The organism is Burkholderia sp. LMG 13014 (assembly GCF_905232215.1).
GTDB lineage: Bacteria > Pseudomonadota > Gammaproteobacteria > Burkholderiales > Burkholderiaceae > Burkholderia.
On record NZ_CAJNKE010000084.1, the window covers coordinates 1 to 16,892 of the forward strand.

Sequence of the window (16,892 nt, forward strand, 5' to 3'; positions counted from 1 at the left end):
GTTCGCCGCACCGAGCACGAGCGACACCGACTTGCCGCTCAGGCCCGCAGCAGTACCGATCTTCTCGAGGAAGGTCCACACGACGCCGACGCCGCCGTACAGCGCGAGCTGCGCGCACAGCACGAGCATCGCGCCCTTGCGGTCGATGCGGCCGGCGACGCCGGCCGGCGTCGGTGCAGCCATCGTCTCGCCGCGGCGAAACAGCGGCGTCGCGAGCACGAACATGCCGAGCACGCACGCGACGAAGCCGAACACGCCGTGCGCGCCCCATGTGTCGCTCAGCATCGGGAAGATGTAGGCGAGCAACACCATGCTCCACGTCACCTGCCCCATCAGCATGATCCCGAGATTGCGTTCCGGCGCACGCGAATACGACAGGTAGCGCAGCGCGATGCCGTTCAGCCCGCCCGAGCCGACGCCCGCGATGAACTGCAACGCCGAATACGCAACCAGCCCGTGCGTCGCGAGCGTGCCGAGGTTCGCGCCGGCCGCGAGCGTCACCGCGCCCGCGAGCACCCAGCGGACCGGCTGGCGGCCGAGCACGAACGCGACGAGCAGTGTGCCCGTCGATTCACCGAGCACCTCGATGAAGCTCGACAGCCCGAGCGCCGCTTCGCCGAAGCCCCAATGACGCTCGACCTGCCCGACGATCGCGGGCAGGCCGAGGAAGACCGTCGGCCCGAGCATGCCGAGCAGCAGCATCACGACGACGAACCGCGCGCTTTCCTGTCGCGCTTCATCCTGCAGGTTGACTACATTCATCTGGTGTCTCTCTCCGTGTCCGCGGTGCGGACCGTCTCCTCTGGGGATCATTTTTTGGTGTCGCTACGGCGGCAGCACGGCGTGGTGCCGTGCCACCGCGTCATCGCTTACATCGGGAAGCCCATCGCCTTGATGCCGCTGATCCACGCGCGCTTCCAGCCGCCTTCCGCATCCGCGCCGTCAAATGCATGAAACGTGATCTTCGCGGCCATCCAGCGCATCGGTTCCGGCGGAATGTAGCTCGGGCTCTGGTTCGCGATGTCGAGCTTGCGCTCGGGGCTGTCGCGATCGAACAGGATGTTCAGCCCCATGAACGCGCCGAACCGGCTCGCCGCGACGCCGAAGCCCGTATAGCCGGCGACGAACACGGCCTTGTCGCCGAGATAGCGCTTCGCAAACACCGAGCCGCGCGAGCAGTAGTCGATCGGTCCGCCCCACGCGTGCGAGAAGCGCACGTCGCTCAGTTGCGGGAACGTGCGGTAGAACGCTTCCGCGAGCCGGTAGTACGTTTCGCGCTGGCCGTCCTGGTGCGGCTCCGGGTCGCCGTCGAAGTGATAGCTCACCAGCCCGCCGAAGATGATGTTGTTGTTCTTCGTCAGGCGGAAATAGTTGAGCTGCGTGCGCGTGTCGTACACGCCCTGGCGGTTCTTCCAGCCGATCCGCGCGAGCTGCTCGTCGGTGAGCGGCTCGGTCGCGAGCACGTGGTCGCGCACCTGCATCACGCGGCGGTTGATATCGGGAATCCCGACTTTCGCGGTGCCGCTGCCGAACACGACGCGCGGTGCACGCACGCTGCCCTTCGGCGTCTTCACGAACACCGTGCTGCCTTCGTCGGTCACGGTCACGAGCGGCGTGTGCTCGTACAGCTTCACGCCGAGCTTCAGCGCCGCGCGCTTCAGCCCCCACGCAAGCTTCGCCGGGTGCACGATGCCGCTGCGGTTGCGCGACCACAGCGCACCCGCGAACAGCGGCGAATTCAGTTGTTCGAGTGTTTCCTCGCGGTTCAGAAGCACGACGTTGTGGCCGTACTCGTGATGCAGGTCGTAGTCGCCCTTCAGGTGCGCGATATGCTCGGGATCGACCGCGACCGTCATTTCGCCGTTCCACTCGATGTCGGCGTCGATGTCGTAGCGCTTCAGCGTGTCCTCGAAGCCGTCGAGGTTGTGATGGCCGAATTCCTCGAGCTGCGCGATGTCGTTCGGGAACACGCGCACCGCGTTCGGCAGCCCGTGCATCACCGACGTCGAGATGATCCCGCCCGCACGGCCCGATGCGCCGTGCGCCACCTTGCCGGCCTCGATCAGCACCACGTTCAGGTGCGGCATCTGTTCCTTCGCCTGCACGGCCGACCACAGCCCCGTAAAGCCGCCGCCGACGATCAGCAGATCGGCCGTCACGTCGCCGACGAGCTCCGGCTCGGTCGCAGGCGCCGCCGGGTTGTCGAGCCAGTACGGGAACAGCTTCGTATTCGCGAGCGCCGCCTCGACGCCCAATGCGACCGGCGCGCCACGCGTGGCGTGCGCCTGCTCCGGTGCAGTCTCTCTTGTTTTGACTTCCATTTCCATGATCCCAGCCATCACACGCGAAAAGCGAAACCGCCGCCGGGCGCGCGTCACACGGACGACGACACCACGGCGGCGGCTCCGGACATCACGACTTCTCGAGCAGCACGTAGAACTTCTTCGCGTCCTCGATCGTCTCCCAGCGGCCCGCGAAACCGGCCGGCAGCAGGTAGCCCTGGCCCGGCGTGAATTCCTTGCGGTTGCCTTCGACGTCGGTCAGCGCGATCCGGCCCTCGACGAGCCACACGGCTTCGTCGGCCGCGGTTTCCGGAAACTCCACCGAGCCGACTTTCCCTTCCCACCAGCCGATGAGGTAGTTGCCGCTCTTGCCTTCCGCCGCGCGCCAGTCGCTTTCGTCCATGCCGAAGTCGAGCTTCGTGAATTCGCCAATGCCTGCGCCGAGCGGCAGGATGTCCTTGATCAGTTTGGTCATCTGAATCTTCGTCTCTTGATTGAAAAAAGCAGAGACAAAGTTACTCATTTACACTGCCCCGGTATGCCCCCCTCCGGGGGGGACAAGCGGTGTTTTCCGGGGCAAACGGGTCGACAGGACAACCGACGGTGTTTCCCCCTACTGACGTTTTCGGTTGCGAACGCTACAATCGCGCCGCCTTTCACCCGGGGAACCGCATGCTGCTCAACGTGAACCCCTTCCACCGTGACGACGACCGTTTCAACGTGTCGTTCAAGGCGCTGGGCGAGCTGATCGAGACGGTCGGCACGCCGCACTTCGTGCCGCGCCTCACGCAACTGCTCAATGACGTGGTGCCGCTCGACGTCGCGCATGTCGAGCGTTCGCGCGTCGACGGCTCGATGCCTACCGGCTATCGATGCGAATGGATCGGCAGCAGTGGCATCGATACCGAATCCACCGAAATCTCCGACGTGATGACGCTCTACTACGAGCGTTTTCTCGACAGCGACCCGCTGTTCGCGGGGCTGCGCGGCAAGACAGGCACGATGCTGGTCGTTCGCGACATTGCGGCGATCCCGCCCGGCGAATTCCGCCAGCGGCTGTTCGACGACGTGCATATCGGCCACGAATGCGTGCTGGCGCGCGGCACGCGCTATGCGCAGCATTCGATCGCGCTGGAGCGCGGCCGCGACCGGCCGCCGTTCACGCTCGCCGAGATGAACCGCTTTCGCAGCATCAGCGACATGCTGTTCCCGCTGCTCGAATTGCATGCGTCGACCACGGCCGCGCGGCGCGTCGCGCATCCGACACCCGAAGTCCATCCGCTCGCGCAGTTCGATGCGCGAATCGCGGCCGACGGCGTGAAGCTGTCGAAGCGCGAATACGAAACCTGCAAGCACCTGCTCTCCGGCAAGACCGTGCCGGAGACGGCCGAGATCCTCGGCGTGCGCGTCGCGTCGGCCGAGTCGTACGTGAAGCGCGCGTTCTCGAAGCTCGGCGTGCGCACCAAGCGCGAGCTCGCCGCATGGGGTTCGGCATCCACCGCGTTCCCTTCTACCGGCCTGCACGACGGCGCCGCGCCACCCGCCATCCCGCGCTGACACGCCTGGCCGCGCCGCGCGGCCGCGTTCGGTTGCGCCGCGTCGATGCGGCGGCGCTACTTGCATCGAAGCCCGTCGATGTAAACGTTGCGACTTCAAAATCTTCGCGCGGGCGTTCTCCACTACCATCGGCCGATCGCTTGACCTCACAAGAAAGGAGACGGCCCATGCCCCGCGAACTGAATCAACCGATGGGCGGCAACGAAATGCCGCGCTTTGGCGGCATCGCCACGATGATGCGGCTGCCGCAAGCCGCGACGACCGACGGCCTCGACGTGTGCTTCGTCGGCGTGCCGCTCGACCTCGGCACGTCGAACCGCTCGGGCTCGCGCTTCGGCCCGCGCCAGATCCGCACCGAATCCGTGCTGCTGCGCCCGTACAACATGGCCACGCGCGCGGCGCCGTTCGATTCGCTGCAGGTGGCCGACATCGGCGACGTCGCGACCAATCCGTACGACCTGAAGGACTCGGTGCGCCGCATCGAGGAAGCCTATGACGAGATCGTCGCGAACGGCTGCCGGCCGATCACGCTCGGCGGCGACCACACGATCGCGTGGCCGATCCTGCGCGCACTGCACAAGAAGTACGGCAAGGTCGCCGTCGTGCACGTCGACGCGCACGCGGACGTGAACGACACGATGTTCGGCGAGAAGATCGCGCACGGCACGCCGTTCCGCCGCGCGGTGGAAGACGGGCTGCTGCAATGCGACAAGGTCACGCAGATCGGCCTGCGCGGCACCGGCTACCACGCGGACGATTTCGACTGGTGCCGCCAGCAGGGCTTCACCGTCGTGCAGGCCGAAGAATGCTGGAACAAGTCGCTCGCGCCGCTGATGGCGCAGGTGCGCGAACGCGTCGGCGACACGCCGGTCTACCTGAGCTTCGACATCGACGGCCTCGATCCGTCGTTCGCACCCGGCACCGGCACGCCCGAAATCGGCGGCCTCACCGTGCAGCAGGGCCTCGAGATCGTGCGCGGGATGAAGGGCCTGAACATCGTCGGCGCCGACCTCGTCGAAGTCGCGCCGCCGTACGATCCGACCGGCACCACCGCGCTCACGGGCGCGAACCTCGTGTTCGAGATGCTCTGCGTGATGCCGGGCGTCGCCTACCGCTAACCCGACCGACAGGATGACCCTCATGTCCACTGCCGAGCTTTCCCGTTCCACCGCCACGTTCGTGCTGCCCGCCGCGCACATCGCCGGCCAGCCCGTGCGCACGCAGGCCGACGCGCCCGGTGCGCCGATCTTCAATGCGTCGACCGGTACAGCGATCGGCTGGCAGGAATTCGCGACGGCCGCACACGTCGACGCCGCGGTGCGCGCCGCGCGCGATGCGTTCCCCGGCTGGCGCGATACGCCGCCCGCCGAGCGCGGCCGGATTCTCGCAACGATCGCCGAGCGCGTCGAAGCGTCGCGCGATCGTCTTGCCGCGCTGCAGATGCAGGTGAGCGGCAAGCCGCCGTTCGAAGCCGAGGCCGATGTCGGCGACGTCGCCGCGACGTTCGCGTACTACGCGAAGCTGTGCGAGGACCCGGCGCTGTTTGCGGCCGAACCGGTCGCGCTGCCGAGCGACGCCGTCACGGCCGAACGCTTCTACGATTCCGTCGGCGTCGCGGCGCTCGTCATGCCGTGGAACTTCCCGATGGTCACGACCGCGTGGAAGCTCGCGCCCGCGCTCGCGGCGGGCTGCGCGGTCGTGCTGAAGCCGTCCGAACTGACGTCGCCCACCGAACACGCGCTGCTCGACATCGTCGCCGAAGCCGGCGTGCCGGCCGGCGTGGTCAACGTCGTGAACGGCGGCGCCGAGGTCGGCGCGGCGCTGACCGCGCATCCGCTGATCGACAAGATCTCGTTTACCGGCAGCACGGCGGCCGGCCGCAAGGTCATGCAGGCCGCCGCCGTCGACATGAAGCGCGTGACGCTCGAACTCGGCGGCAAGTCGTCGCTGATCGTGCGCGACGACGCCGATCTCGACGTCGCCGTGTCGCTCGCGGTCGCGGGCGCCTTCACGAACGCGGGCCAGATGTGCTCGGCCACCGCGCGCATCCTCGTGCACGACAGCGTGTACCGCAGCTTCATGGCGGCGTTCGAGACCGCCGTGCGCGCGCTCGTCGTCGCGCCGCCAGCCGCGGAACAGGTCGCGATGGGGCCGCTGATCTCGGCCGCGCAGCGTACGCGCGTCGAAGCGATGCTCCAGCACGGCATCGATGCGGGCGCACGCGTCGCCTTCAGCGGCCGGGTGACGGATGCCGGCGGCGACGGCTTCTTCATGGCGCCTGTCGTGATCGCCGAGCCGGCCGCCGACAACCCGCTGTGGACCGACGAAGTGTTCGGCCCCGTCGCGTGCGTGAAATCGTTCCGCACCGACGACGAAGCGATCGCGATCGCGAACGACACGCGCTACGGGCTCGTCGCGACCGTCGTGACGCGCGATGCGGCCATCGCGAAGCAATTCCAGCAGCGCGTGCGCGCGGGGCTCGTGTGGATCAATGCGCCGCAGCTCATCTACCCGCACGTGTGCTGGGGCGGCTTCGGGCTCAGCGGCATCGGCCGCGAACTCGGCGTTGCAGGGCTGCGCAGCTATCAGGAACTGCGCCACGCGATGCGCGCGATCGACTGACCAGAGCGGCCGTTCAGGCCGTTGGCGGCACCGTGCCTCACGCACGGTGCCGTTTTTTTTGCGGTTCTGCCGAGCGTCCAGGGAGCGAGCCCGGCAATCGGCATTCGTCGGTCATGCGTTTGCACGGCGCGTGCGCAACCGTCAATGCGACCGCGCCGCGGCATGATCGTGCTCGCGCAGCTCGCCAGGAATCGCACACTCCGCGAGCCCGCCCGCATCGATCCATGCGCGCGTGCGTTCCGCGGCCTTGTCGATCAGTTGCGCGCACTGCGAGTAATCGTATGACGAGACGTCGAGCGGACAGAGCGGCGGCACCACATGGATTTGCGCGCGTGCCGCGTACAGCGCCAGATCGCGCACCAGTTGCCGCGCGATCACGAGCGTCAGTGCGTGCGTCGCATGCGCGATCGGGCTGCGCGGCGGGACGCGCAACGCACAGGCGAACCCGGCCGGCAGCACGACGATCCGCTTGACGCCGAGCGCGATCGCAACCGAGATCGGCGTATTGTTCGCGACGCCACCGTCGACGAGTTCCACGCCGCCGATGCTGACCGACGGAAACACACCGGGAATCGCCACGCTGGCCTGCACGGCATCCACGACCGAGCCGGCGGACAGCACGTCGGTCGCGACAATGTGGAGCGGCAGCGCGGCCTGCTCGATCCGCCGGTACGGCAGGTTCTTTTCCAGCAGCCGGCGCAGCGCATCGGCCTCGACCAGATGCGGCCGGTTGCGCAGCAGCATCGCGATGACGCTGCGCAACGAGAACGGCATGACGTCCTGGCGGCGAATCCTGCACCACAGCGCGGCAAGCATCGCGACGCCGTCCGCGTCCGGCCGGCCGGCGAAATAGGCGGCATTGATCGCGCCCGCCGACGCGCCGACGACGCAATCGGGCCGTTCGCCGCTCGCGACCAGCTCGCGGAGCATGCCGACCTCGATCGCGCCAAGACTGCCGCCGCCGGCGAACACGAAGGCGGTCGAGGGAGTGGGATCGGAAGCCACGGTGCGCCCTCCTGCGGTTGGCTGCGACAGTGCATTCACCATGATGGATCGTGCGGCGCCCCGGATGTCCTGATGAAAACCCTGCCGGCACACGGATCCAGCCCCGGTCGGCCGCCGATGCGCGCCGCGCTCCCCGGAATTCCGCGACGCACCTTTTTGGAGAGGGCGACGTGATGCGCCGCCCTGCTTCCGGGTCGCATCCATATGGAACTTCGCGCAACGGCCGCGCACTTTTTGACCTCGATCAAGAAAGCCGCGCACATCGGCACGCGCAAACGTATGCAACGCATTCGCCGTGCGTGATACGTGGAATCACGGCTTCAGTTGTCCGGACGATCGCCGTTATTGCATCAACACCCGCCGATTGGCGTCGTTTTGCAGCGCATCGGGACGACGGCCCGGTTCGCATCCGACACGCAGCGACCCGGGGCCGTCGCGGGCACGGAGCGGGATAGCCGGACTTCCCGCTCGCTTTTGAACAACGCATGCAGCAGCGCAAGTCGCGAACGAGGGAATCATGTTTGTAGCCATCGGGTGGATCGTCGTCATCGGGTCGGTGATCGGTAGTTTTGTCGGCGTGGGTGGACATTTGCCGGCCTTGTTGCAACCGTTCGAGCTGCTATGCATTTTCGGCGCCGCACTGGGCGCGTTCGTCGTCAGCAATCCGGTCACGACGCTGAAGAAGACGATCAAGAGCCTGCCGACCTGTTTCAAGGGCGGCGGCTATACGAAGCAGCAATACGTCGAGTTGATCGCCCTGTTGTACGAGCTGCTGCAGAAGGCCCGCAAGGACGGCATGATGGCGCTCGAGGCCGACGTCGACGCGCCCGAGCAAAGCCCGCTGTTCCAGAAGTATTCGCACGTGCTCGGCGACCATCACCTGCTCGACTTCATCGTCGATTACTTGCGGATGATGTCGGGCGGCAACGTGAACGTGCTGGAAATGCAGGACCTGATGGATGAAGAACTGCATACGCACCACGCGGAGGCATCGGTCGCGGCCAATGCGATCCAGAAGATGGCGGACGGCCTGCCGGCATTCGGCATCGTCGCCGCGGTGATGGGGGTCGTGCATACGATGGGCTCGGTCGGCGCGCCGCCCGCCGTGCTCGGCAAGATGATCGCCGGCGCGCTCGTCGGCACCTTCCTCGGCATCCTGCTCGCGTATGGCTTCGTCGGCCCGCTCGCGGATCTGCTCCATGCGAAGGGCCGCGCAGCGGCCAAGCCGTTCCAGTGCGTGAAGGCCGTGCTGCTCGCGTCGATGAGCGGCTACGCGCCGGCGGTGGCGGTGGAATTCGGCCGCAAGGTGCTGTTCACGGCCGATCGCCCGAGCTTCAAGGAGCTCGACGAGGCCGTCCGCGCGACGAAGTCGCCCAAGGCCGCGTAACGGGGGCGCCATGGCCGACAGTCGCTCCAATCCGTCGAAACAGGCCCCGCTCGTCGTCGTGCGCCGCAGGAATGGCGAGGACCACGACGCCCACCACGGCGGCGCATGGAAAATCGCCTACGCCGATTTCGTCACGGCGATGATGGCGTTCTTCCTGCTGATGTGGTTGCTCGGCTCCGTCTCCAAGTACGACAAGCAGGGGATCGAGGATTACTTCAACACGCCGCTGTCGACACTCCTGTCCGGCGGGAAAGACGCGCAGGCACCGCGTCCGAGCGTCGTGCAAGGGGGCGGCCGCGATCTGTCCGACCCGGCGCCGGCGATCGACTCGAAAGCGCAGCCGGTGCCGGCGAGCGCGCCCGCCGCACTCGCCGCCATCGTCGATACGCAAAAGCTCGAACGCCTGAAGGCGAAGCTGACCGCCGCGATTGCGCAAAGCCCGTCGTTGCGCGCGTACCAGGACCAGATCCGGATCGCGATCACCCACGAAGGTTTGCGCATCGAGATCGTCGATTCCCTCAAGCGCCCGATGTTCGCGTCGGGCAGTGCGCAACCCGAAAGCTATGCCACTGCGATCCTCGCCCAGATCGGTACGGCACTCGACGACGTCGAGAACCGCGTGTCGATCGCGGGGCATACCGATTCGACGCCGTATCCCGACGGCCCCACGGGCTATTCGAACTGGGAGCTCTCCAGCGATCGCGCGAACGCCGCGCGGCGCGCGCTGGTTGCGGGCGGATTGCGGGAAGACAAGCTGCTCCAGGTGCGCGGGCTCGCGGATGTGCTGCCGCTCGACAAGAATGTGGCGGACGAGCCGACCAATCGCCGCATCAGCATCCTCGTGATGAACAATGCCGCCGAGCAGGCGTTCTTTCGGGACGGCGGCCGGACGACGATGGACGAGACGGCCGGTGCCCGGGCCGCCGTGCTGCCGGCGGCGGTCACGCGGCAGCATTAGGCGCACGCGTTCACGCATGCGGGCCGGATGTGCGCGGCCACCGTGCACATCCTCGTGCCCGACAGCGTGTACCGCCGCTTCATGGCCGCGTTCGGAACGGCCTTGCGTAACATCTGACTGACCAGTCGGCCGCTCAGGCCGTTGACGGCACCGTGTCTCATCCGCGGTGCCGTCTTTTTCTCCGCATTCGATATATTCCGTAGAATATATCGATACCTGCACTTCCGGAGACTCACCATGCCCCGCACGCCGACGGATCGCGCCCCGCAGCGCACCGCACGGGAACAGCCGCTCGCGCGCAAGATCCGCGCGCTCAGGCCGCTGTCGAGCGACGCGCGTGCGCAGCAGGTCACCGATGTCGTCGACGCATTCCGGCGCCTGCGCGGCAGCGTCGTGCGCTTCATCCGGATGTTCTCGGCCGCCCACGCCGACGACGCGCTGTCCGCCCTGGGCTTTCGTGAACTGCTGTCGACACTCGAAGACGAGGCCCGCGCCGCCCGCTTCACGCGCCTGCCCGAACTCGAACGGGCGATCGGCCACGCGCGCCGTCTCGAACGCACGCGCGACGACGTGTTCTCCGATTCGTTCAGCAACGACCCGGCCGCGATGCACGACGCGGTCGCCGCGCTGGAGCGCGTCGACCTGCTGTTCGTCGGGCTGTGCGTCGAGTACGTGATGGAGCGTCATGCGCCTGCGTCGCTCCCCGTTTCGCCCGAGGCCCCGTCCGCACGCTCGCTCACCGACCATTCAACCGCGCTCTGCTGACCGCGCCACGCCGCGTTAACCCGTGATTTCCCCGGAATTTCGTGCGTTATATTCCGTGGTATATTTCGCGAATCTTTCGCGCATCCGTCTCCGGCTCGACCACGCCGGACAGAGGTCAACATGCACGCTCCGCCCTTTCGCCTTGCCCGCACGGCGGATCTCTCGTCGCCCGGCGGTAACCTGCCCGCGGCAACCGGCACGCGGGTCGACGCATGCTGCGCGCCGTCGCGCGCGCAACTGACCGAGCTGAAGCGCCGCGCGCGCCTGTCCGAGCTCGATGCGAACCTGCACTGCTCGATCATCGGCACCTGCCTGACCACGCATGAACTGCGCAGGCTCGTACCGAAGTTCACCGACCTCGACCGCCAGCACGCGACCGACCTCGACATCCATCACGCGGCCGTCGAGCTCGCGATCGGCGGCACGGCCGGCGCGAAGGCGTTGCACAAGGCGCTCGACGAGCGTTACGCCGGCGCGATCCGCGCATTCGACAGCGCGAAGGATGCGGACGAACTCCTCGCGCGCTGGAAAGATGCACTGAAGAGCGGCGACATTCCGCCCGCGTACTGGGCGCTGATGACGCATCCGCGCACGACGATGGGCGTGCGCCAGGCCGCGTTCGGCGACCTGCACATGCTGTCGCACCTGGTCGGCGCGGCCAATCGCGCCGATATCCGGCGGCTGGTTGCGCTGGAGGAAGAGAATGCGGCGCTGCACGCGAAGCTCGAACGGCAGCAGGTGCGCCTGCACGACATGAGCGCGCAGCGCGACGCGGCGCTGCAGGAGCGGGATGCCCTTGCCGCGCGCCAGCACGCGCAGCCGTTGGCGGCTGAAAGCGTATTGCGCGACGAAGTACACGAACTGCGCGAAGCACTGGCCGCGCGCGACGAACGGCTCGCGCTGCACACGAGCCGCCGCGAAGCGGCCGAGCAGCGGATCGCTGCGGAACAGGCAAGCGCCCGCGCGATGCGCGCGCGGCTCGACGACCTGATGGCGATGGTAAAGACGCTGCGCGCCGAAGCGAGCGCGATCGAACAGGCGGTGCAGGCGTCGGCGGACGATCCCGCCGAACGCGCGGCCGATCCGCTGTCGATCCTTCAGGGCACGCGTCTGGTGTACGTCGGCGGGCGCCCGGGCTCGAACCGGGCGATCAAGCGGATCGTCGAAACGGCCGGCGGCGACGTGACGCTGCACGACGGCGGCATCGAGGACCGCAAGGGCCTGCTGGCCGCGGCGCTACCGGGCGCGCGGATGGTCGTGTTCCCGGTCGACTGTATCGACCACGATTCGATGAACCTGCTCAAGCGCATCTGCGAACGCCACCACATCGCGTACTACCCGTTGCGGACGGCCAGCGTCGCCAGCTTCGTCGAACTGATCGGGCGGCTGGATGCGCAGGCGCGCGATGTCATCGCGCCGGATGCCGCCACGGGCGATACGCCGCGCTTCTGCCTGCGGCACGGCTAGGGCCGGATTCGCTTCGTCGCATGCGTTGCGCGCTGCCCTTCGAGGGGCCGGTGAAAGCCCGTCGTCAGCCTGAACAGGCCACCGGGCAACGGCAAGCGGACACGCAACGCACCTTCAGCGCCGCACCATTTTCGTGAGCGCGGTAATTTCGTCGGCGCAAGCCGCGTAAGCCCGCGCCTCGATCTCGCGATAGAGGCGGATGATCTCCTCGCCGACCGGCGTGAGCGCACTGCCGCCGCCGCTCTGCCCGCCATGCTCGGACACCGTCGCCGGCGATTTCAGCGAGCGGTTCAGTTCGTCCATCAGCAACCACGCACGCCGGTACGACATCTTCAGGCTGCGCGCCGCCGCCGAAATCGAACCGTGCTCGCGCACGGCTTCGAGCAGCGCGACCTTGCCCGGGCCGAGCGCGATCGTATCGGCTTGCTGGATACGCATCCTGAACCGCACCTCAGGCTTGGGGTGTGCCGGTGTCTTCATGTTGTCCCGCCCTTTGAACGATGCGGGCAAGCATACACGATGGCCGGTGCGACGCGTGCCGGCTCAGACCTCGAGCACGCGCGCGACGATGCCGGCCAGCCGCTTCACGTGGCGCGGCGCGGGCAGGAGGTCGGCGCCCGAGAACAGCAGCGGCGCGCCGTCGTCGATCGACAGCGGCGCGTCGCCGCATTCGAACGCGACGATCACGTGTTCGCCGACCGGCGTGTTGAACAGTTCATGCCAGGAAAACGTGACCGCGTAGCCGTCGTGCGCATGCGCGATGAACACCATGCGCTTGAAGTCGCCCGGCGTGTCGTTGCGCAACCCGGCTGCGTCGAGCAGATCCTTCAGCCGCGCGCCACGATACGGCGCGACCGAGCGGATGAAGCGGTTCGTCGTGAAGCAGCGCAGGTCGAACGGCTCGGCCGTCGCGCTCGCGTGCCGGCGCAGGTCGTCGAGCGTCACCGTCATCGGCCGCTCGAATGCGCCCGTCAGCGCGATCGAGCCCGCTGCCGCCTGATGCGCCGAAGGCGCCGCCGTCCCTGCCATCTCCATCGCCCGCCTCCATGACGGCCCGCCGGTGGGCGTGCCTGCGTTGTATCGACGGATATATTACGCCGCTAAAAAACCGGCCGGCAGAAGGTGCGCCGCATGAGCGGCATAACGGCGGCCGATCGTGCCCCACGCTACGACAGCACGATGTTCTTGATGGCTTTCTTGAGACTCTTGTAGCTGTCGACCGATTCCGCCTTCTGGTCCGTCACCAATGCGCCGATCCGCGCCGGCTCGCAGAAGCTGATCCTGCTGTTCGTGCCGAGCTTGCTGAAATCGGCCAGGATCGCGACGTCCGCCGCGTTGCTGACCATCGCGCGCGCCACTTCGGTTTCCATCCGGTCGTAGTTGGTCGCGCCACGGACGGCATCGACGCCCACCGGCGACAGCAGCGCGAGATCGGCGCGGTAGCGGAAAATTTCGGCAACCGTGCCATCGCCGACGGTCGCGGCCGCGCGGCTGCCGATCATCCCGCCGAGCAGGATCGTTTCGTTCTTCGTCTGCCCCGGGTCGCTCGACCGCATCTTCAGTGCGACGTCGATCGAGTTCGTGACGATCGTGAGGCCCGACAGCTTCGCCAGCTCCTCGGCCAGCAGCGTCGTGGTCGTGCCCGCGTCGATAAACAGCGTTTGCGAGCCCGTGACCAGTCTGGCCGCCGCGCGGGCGATCGCCAGCTTCGCCTTCACATGCGTCTGCGCACGCTCGGCGATCGGTGCTTCGTCGCCCACCTGCACCGCGCCGCCGTGTACGCGTTTCAGTTCACCGAGCGCCTCGAGGTCGACGAGATCGCGCCGCACGGTTTCCCGCGACACGTTCAGGTCGGCCATGATCCGGTCGGTGGAAACGCGCTGCATCTTCGATAACAGAAGCCGGATCCTCTGGTATCGCTCTTCTTGCCACATGGAATGTCCTCGGAATGAGCGTCAATGTTATTCGAATGGCGAACTATGCTGCGCTCTCCTCCATCTTTTTGATGCCGACGAGGGTCTGCAGGGATTGACGGACCGCCTGGAACTCGCTGCTCGTCATCTTTGAAAACACCACGTGGATGCGGTCGTCGTCCGGCGCGGCGTCGTCCTGTTCGATGATGAACTGGACGATCCGCGCCTGGTCGATGCCGGGCATCGCCTGCAGCGACGTCAGTTTCACCGCGCCGCGGCTCGCGAGGATGCGCACGCCCCAGCGCTGCCGCGCGGCGAAGAAGCGCTTCTCGATCGGCTTCAGGCCGGCCAGGATCGCGAGCACGATCGCCGTCGCGGCAATCGCGGCCACGTACATGCCGCCGCCCACGGCCAGCCCGACCGCCGCCACGACCCACAGGCTCGCCGCGGTCGTCAGGCCGCGGATGATTTCGCCGCGCAGCATGATCGACCCGGCGCCGAGGAAGCCGATGCCCGACACCACCTGCGCGGCGACGCGCGACGGGTCCAGCGACACGTTCTTCGCGTTCTGGATATCCGCGAAACCGAACGCCGACACGACCATCACGAGCGCGGCGCCCACGGCCACCAGCATGTGCGTGCGCAATCCGGCCGCCCACGACAGGCGCTCGCGCTCGATGCCGACGATGCTGCCGAGCAGTGCCGCCAGCAACAGGCGGGAAATGATTTCCAGCTGACTGATCATCCGAAGTCTCCTTGCTTTGCCTGGCCTACCCGATGAAGCACGGCCCGCCTGGGCCGCCGCCCGATTCTTCCTGCCTTCGCCTGCCCATCGCCAAACCCGGCAACCGGCAACCGGCAGGTTGTATTTTTGTGCGATCTTGCGATTTTGTGCGTTCCAATATACGGTACGCAAAACTACAAAGCCAGACCCAAGTTCGTTTGTTTCATCCGATCAGCACGATCAATCGTCAGACCATTCAGGCAACACGATCCGGAACACTTGCTTAGGAGACCAACATGATGAAGAAGGCATGGATGCTCGCAGCTACGCTGCTGGCAGCGCTGGCGACGGCCCCCGCTCACGCGTCGGAAGGCGACGTCTGCAAAAAGGTGACGCTCGGCGATGTCGGCTGGAGCGACATCGCCGCCACCACCGGCGTCGCGATGATGCTGCTCGACGGGCTCGGCTACGAGGCGACCAAGACGATCGCGTCGCCGCCGATCGTGCTGGCCGGCGTGAAGAAGGCACAGATCGACGCGTTCCTCGGCTACTGGGATCCGAGCATGACGCCGACGGTGAAGCCGTTCGTCGATGCCGGCGCCGTCCACCAGCTTCCGCAGCCCAACCTGATCGGCGCACGCTACACGCTGGCCGTGCCGCAGTACGCGTCCGACAAGGGCCTCAAGAGCTTCGCCGACATCGCCAAGTTCCGCGACCAGCTCGACGGCAAGATCTACGGAATCGGCGCCGGCAACAACGGCAACGCGCTGATCCAGCGAATGATCGACAAGAACGAGTTCGGGCTCGGCGGCTTCAAGCTGGTCGAATCGAGCGAGGCCGGGATGCTCGTGCAGGTCACGCGCGCGGTGCAGGAGCACCGGATGATCGTGTTCCTGGCGTGGGAGCCGCATCCGATGAACATCAACTACAAGATCGCCTATCTCGACGGCGGCGACGGTGTGTTCGGCCCGAACTACGGCTCGGCGAAGGTCTACACGCTCGTCACGCCCGGCTACCTCGAACGCTGCCCGAACGTCGGCCGGCTGCTGACCAACCTGAAGTTCACGACCGACGAAGAGAACCAGCTGATGGTGCCGATCATGAATCATGCGGACCCGGTCGCCGTGGCGAAGGAATGGGCGAAGAAGAACCCCGGCGTGCTGTCGAAGTGGCTCGACGGCGTCACGACCATCGACGGCAAGAACGCGAAGGACGCGATCGAGAAACTCATCGGCGCATAAACACGCAACACAAGGAACCACCCATGTACAAGAATCTCGCGCTGTTCGACCTCGACCACACGCTGCTGCCGCTCGACAGCGACCAGGCCTGGAGCCGCTTCATCACGCGGGTCGGCTGGCGGGAAGACGACGCGCACGTGGCGCTGATCGACGAGCACTACGGCCACTATGCGGCCGGCACGCTCGACATGGACGCGTATCTCGCCGTGACGCTCGCGCCGCTCACCCGCTATCCGCGCAAGGTGCTCGAGCGCTGGCATGCGCGGTTCATGGACGAAGTGATCCGTCCGGCGATCACGCCGCAGGCGCGTGAACTGGTCGACCGGCATCGCGAGAGCGGCGACCTCTGCTGCATCGTGACGGCGACCAACGTCTTCGTCACGCGGCCGATCGCAGCCGAATTCGGTATAGAGCACCTGCTCGGCATCGAGCTCGATACCGACGATGGCACGCCGGGCGGTGCGTTCACGGGACGCAGCACGGGCGTGCCGAGCTTCCGTGAAGGGAAGATCGTGCGCACCACCGAGTGGCTGGCATCACTCGGCTACGCCCCGTCCGATTTCGAGCGCACCTACTTCTACAGCGATTCGATCAACGATGTGCCGCTGCTGGACTACGTCACGCATCCGGTCGCCACCAATCCCGACTCGAAGCTGTTGCAAGTGGCAGGTACGCGCGGGTGGCCTGTCATGAAGTTGTTCTGATTCGGGCGATATTCTCTGCTGTCCATTTTTCATGTCTGGAGGGGTAATGAAATACGGAGCACGCAGCAACGGCCTTAATCATTCAGGAATCCGATTCGAATCGGATCGAAAGCAAATCGTCAACTCGCGCCGGTCGGAAAGCCGCTTTCCGCACTGGCGCGGCGTTTTCATGATCGCACTCCTGTGCACGCTGGCCGCTTGCGGCGACGGCGACCCGGGCACGGCAGCCAGCGTGGCGGGCGGGCGCGCGGCCGCCCCGCGCTCGGC

Annotated in this window: 16 protein-coding genes and 1 pseudogene; 9 read left to right on the plus strand and 8 right to left on the minus strand. The window is 66.8% G+C overall.

Going from position 1 to position 16,892, the window contains the following annotated elements; all coding sequences use genetic code 11:
• The 3 genes and pseudogenes from JYJ84_RS12390 to JYJ84_RS12400 form a co-directional block, all read right to left on the minus strand.
• A pseudogene (locus JYJ84_RS12390) lies at positions 1-762 on the minus strand (MFS transporter); the annotation flags it as partial.
• A gap of 107 nt (positions 763-869) precedes the next feature.
• Entirely contained in the window at positions 870-2,327 is a 1,458-nt protein-coding gene (locus JYJ84_RS12395) for an FAD-binding oxidoreductase (RefSeq protein ID WP_174958922.1), read from the minus strand.
• An 85-nt stretch (positions 2,328-2,412) separates the two neighbouring features.
• The gene (locus tag JYJ84_RS12400) at positions 2,413-2,757 is read right to left on the minus strand and encodes a cupin domain-containing protein (RefSeq protein WP_027789860.1); all 345 of its coding nucleotides are present in this window, start codon (positions 2,755-2,757) and stop codon (positions 2,413-2,415) included.
• Between the two features lie 197 nt (positions 2,758-2,954).
• On the opposite strand from JYJ84_RS12400, the gene JYJ84_RS12405 reads away from it, so the two are divergent.
• From JYJ84_RS12405 to JYJ84_RS12415, 3 genes are all read left to right on the plus strand, one after another.
• Complete coding sequence (locus JYJ84_RS12405; RefSeq protein ID WP_175219059.1) at positions 2,955-3,839, plus strand: helix-turn-helix transcriptional regulator; 885 nt, start codon at positions 2,955-2,957, stop codon at positions 3,837-3,839.
• Positions 3,840-4,006: 167 nt separating this feature from the next.
• Positions 4,007-4,957: an agmatinase gene (gene speB, locus JYJ84_RS12410; protein WP_175219056.1), complete on the plus strand. Its 951-nt coding sequence runs from the start codon at positions 4,007-4,009 to the stop codon at positions 4,955-4,957.
• A 22-nt stretch (positions 4,958-4,979) separates the two neighbouring features.
• Positions 4,980-6,461 carry an aldehyde dehydrogenase family protein gene (locus JYJ84_RS12415; RefSeq protein WP_175219054.1) on the plus strand — a complete coding sequence of 494 codons (1,482 nt, stop codon included), beginning with the start codon at positions 4,980-4,982 and terminating at the stop codon, positions 6,459-6,461.
• A gap of 141 nt (positions 6,462-6,602) precedes the next feature.
• Here the strand turns inward: JYJ84_RS12415 and JYJ84_RS12420 are convergent, their stop codons facing one another.
• Positions 6,603-7,466, minus strand: a complete 864-nt coding sequence (locus JYJ84_RS12420) for a patatin-like phospholipase family protein (protein WP_175219052.1) — start codon at positions 7,464-7,466, stop codon at positions 6,603-6,605.
• 517 nt (positions 7,467-7,983) lie between these two features.
• On the opposite strand from JYJ84_RS12420, the gene motA reads away from it, so the two are divergent.
• The 4 genes from motA (at position 7,984) to JYJ84_RS12440 (ending at position 12,043) form a co-directional block, all read left to right on the plus strand.
• On the plus strand, positions 7,984-8,853 hold the full coding sequence (gene motA, locus JYJ84_RS12425) for a flagellar motor stator protein MotA (RefSeq protein WP_122948689.1): 870 nt from the start codon (positions 7,984-7,986) through the stop codon (positions 8,851-8,853).
• Between the two features lie 10 nt (positions 8,854-8,863).
• Positions 8,864-9,811, plus strand: coding sequence for a flagellar motor protein MotB (motB, locus tag JYJ84_RS12430; RefSeq protein WP_175219050.1), 948 nt, complete (start codon positions 8,864-8,866; stop codon positions 9,809-9,811).
• 237 nt (positions 9,812-10,048) lie between these two features.
• A complete protein-coding gene (locus JYJ84_RS12435) occupies positions 10,049-10,576 on the plus strand; it encodes a hypothetical protein (RefSeq protein WP_175219048.1) in 528 nt (175 codons plus the stop codon).
• Positions 10,577-10,696: 120 nt separating this feature from the next.
• Complete coding sequence (locus JYJ84_RS12440; RefSeq protein ID WP_122948686.1) at positions 10,697-12,043, plus strand: DUF2325 domain-containing protein; 1,347 nt, start codon at positions 10,697-10,699, stop codon at positions 12,041-12,043.
• Positions 12,044-12,157: 114 nt separating this feature from the next.
• Here JYJ84_RS12440 and JYJ84_RS12445 read toward each other — a convergent pair whose 3' ends face one another.
• From JYJ84_RS12445 to JYJ84_RS12460, 4 genes are all read right to left on the minus strand, one after another.
• Positions 12,158-12,481, minus strand: a complete 324-nt coding sequence (locus JYJ84_RS12445; RefSeq protein ID WP_122948685.1) for a winged helix-turn-helix domain-containing protein — start codon at positions 12,479-12,481, stop codon at positions 12,158-12,160.
• A 105-nt stretch (positions 12,482-12,586) separates the two neighbouring features.
• Positions 12,587-13,078 (minus strand): molybdopterin-dependent oxidoreductase, encoded by a 492-nt coding sequence (locus JYJ84_RS12450; RefSeq protein WP_174958907.1) that lies wholly within the window; start codon positions 13,076-13,078, stop codon positions 12,587-12,589.
• Positions 13,079-13,209: 131 nt separating this feature from the next.
• Positions 13,210-13,977, minus strand: coding sequence for a DeoR/GlpR family DNA-binding transcription regulator (locus JYJ84_RS12455; protein ID WP_174958904.1), 768 nt, complete (start codon positions 13,975-13,977; stop codon positions 13,210-13,212).
• A 43-nt stretch (positions 13,978-14,020) separates the two neighbouring features.
• The gene (locus JYJ84_RS12460) at positions 14,021-14,701 is read right to left on the minus strand and encodes an MgtC/SapB family protein (RefSeq protein ID WP_175219046.1); all 681 of its coding nucleotides are present in this window, start codon (positions 14,699-14,701) and stop codon (positions 14,021-14,023) included.
• A 275-nt stretch (positions 14,702-14,976) separates the two neighbouring features.
• Between JYJ84_RS12460 and JYJ84_RS12465 the strand changes: the two genes are divergently transcribed.
• Positions 14,977-15,921 carry a choline ABC transporter substrate-binding protein gene (locus JYJ84_RS12465; protein WP_122948681.1) on the plus strand — a complete coding sequence of 315 codons (945 nt, stop codon included), beginning with the start codon at positions 14,977-14,979 and terminating at the stop codon, positions 15,919-15,921.
• A 23-nt stretch (positions 15,922-15,944) separates the two neighbouring features.
• A complete protein-coding gene (locus JYJ84_RS12470; protein WP_175219044.1) occupies positions 15,945-16,625 on the plus strand; it encodes an HAD family phosphatase in 681 nt (226 codons plus the stop codon).
• Positions 16,626-16,892: the final 267 nt, after the last annotated feature.

Excerpts from the sequence above, each read along its gene's own strand:
- JYJ84_RS12395 (WP_174958922.1), bottom strand. The coding sequence starts at position 2,327 with ATGGAAATGGAAGTCAAAACAAGAGAGACTGCACCGGAGCAGGCGCAC.
- JYJ84_RS12400 (WP_027789860.1), bottom strand. The coding sequence starts at position 2,757 with ATGACCAAACTGATCAAGGACATCCTGCCGCTCGGCGCAGGCATTGGC.
- JYJ84_RS12405 (WP_175219059.1), top strand. The coding sequence starts at position 2,955 with ATGCTGCTCAACGTGAACCCCTTCCACCGTGACGACGACCGTTTCAAC.
- speB (WP_175219056.1), top strand. The coding sequence starts at position 4,007 with ATGCCCCGCGAACTGAATCAACCGATGGGCGGCAACGAAATGCCGCGC.
- JYJ84_RS12415 (WP_175219054.1), top strand. The coding sequence starts at position 4,980 with ATGTCCACTGCCGAGCTTTCCCGTTCCACCGCCACGTTCGTGCTGCCC.
- motA (WP_122948689.1), top strand. The coding sequence starts at position 7,984 with ATGTTTGTAGCCATCGGGTGGATCGTCGTCATCGGGTCGGTGATCGGT.
- motB (WP_175219050.1), top strand. The coding sequence starts at position 8,864 with ATGGCCGACAGTCGCTCCAATCCGTCGAAACAGGCCCCGCTCGTCGTC.
- JYJ84_RS12435 (WP_175219048.1), top strand. The coding sequence starts at position 10,049 with ATGCCCCGCACGCCGACGGATCGCGCCCCGCAGCGCACCGCACGGGAA.
- JYJ84_RS12440 (WP_122948686.1), top strand. The coding sequence starts at position 10,697 with ATGCACGCTCCGCCCTTTCGCCTTGCCCGCACGGCGGATCTCTCGTCG.
- JYJ84_RS12445 (WP_122948685.1), bottom strand. The coding sequence starts at position 12,481 with ATGCGTATCCAGCAAGCCGATACGATCGCGCTCGGCCCGGGCAAGGTC.
- JYJ84_RS12450 (WP_174958907.1), bottom strand. The coding sequence starts at position 13,078 with ATGGAGATGGCAGGGACGGCGGCGCCTTCGGCGCATCAGGCGGCAGCG.
- JYJ84_RS12455 (WP_174958904.1), bottom strand. The coding sequence starts at position 13,977 with ATGTGGCAAGAAGAGCGATACCAGAGGATCCGGCTTCTGTTATCGAAG.
- JYJ84_RS12460 (WP_175219046.1), bottom strand. The coding sequence starts at position 14,701 with ATGATCAGTCAGCTGGAAATCATTTCCCGCCTGTTGCTGGCGGCACTG.
- JYJ84_RS12465 (WP_122948681.1), top strand. The coding sequence starts at position 14,977 with ATGATGAAGAAGGCATGGATGCTCGCAGCTACGCTGCTGGCAGCGCTG.
- JYJ84_RS12470 (WP_175219044.1), top strand. The coding sequence starts at position 15,945 with ATGTACAAGAATCTCGCGCTGTTCGACCTCGACCACACGCTGCTGCCG.